We start from the raw sequence: 668 nt of genomic DNA, 5'->3' as shown, positions 1-668 counted from the left end.
GTACTTTCATGGTTTTAGGCGTTGCAGCGTATGAGGAAGCTGGAGCTGCAGCAATTCCTATTCCTATAGCTAGCGAAGAAACAATCTTGATAACACGACTTTTCATTGTTTTATCCCCTTTTATAAATATATTTTCATATGTAGCCTTCTTTTATAGCAAAATTAATTTTACTACACGAAACCACCCGTTAATATAAAATAAATTGAATATTTTTACTTATAAAGGTGCAAAAAGTCATGTTATATATGGGGATCGGTAGTAAAATGGAGGTAAATAGTAGTGAAATGTACTATTTTAGGAATTATAGTAGATTGACATTTTAAAATGACCTTATCTTTTTATCTCTAAGATACAGAAACATTAGTTTCAAACAGTCATTCTTAGCTTTTTTTTATATTGAGACCGAAACTCAGAACAAAGAGTTGTTTGCCTTTCTCAAATGATTGCACTAATAGATGATAAGGAATCAACGATGGTCAAATAGAGAGAGAGGAGTAGTGGTGATGGAAAAGTAGCAAGAAACGCATTTATGTATTTGATGTACACCTAGGTAGGCACAGTGAACCGCAGGACAACTATAATTTAACTTATTTTAGAAGTCCTATAAAAGGAGGAATGCACATGGAAAAAGAGCTCATATTTAAGTCTTATATGTTGCTATTTGAAA

Annotated in this window: 1 protein-coding gene; it reads left to right on the top strand. The window is 32.2% G+C overall.

Going from position 1 to position 668, the window contains the following annotated elements; genetic code table 11:
• Positions 1-197, top strand: a 197-nt coding sequence (locus tag ACSMFO_RS40190; protein ID WP_436462544.1) for a hypothetical protein, incomplete at its 5' end; no start/stop codon positions are given.
• Between the last annotated feature and the right edge of the window lie 471 nt (positions 198-668).

This window comes from Amycolatopsis sp. w19, from assembly GCF_051373225.1.
Lineage (GTDB): Bacteria > Actinomycetota > Actinomycetes > Mycobacteriales > Pseudonocardiaceae > Amycolatopsis > Amycolatopsis japonica.
Note: the sequence above shows the minus strand (reverse complement) of the source record. Positions and strands in the feature narration are given on the sequence as shown.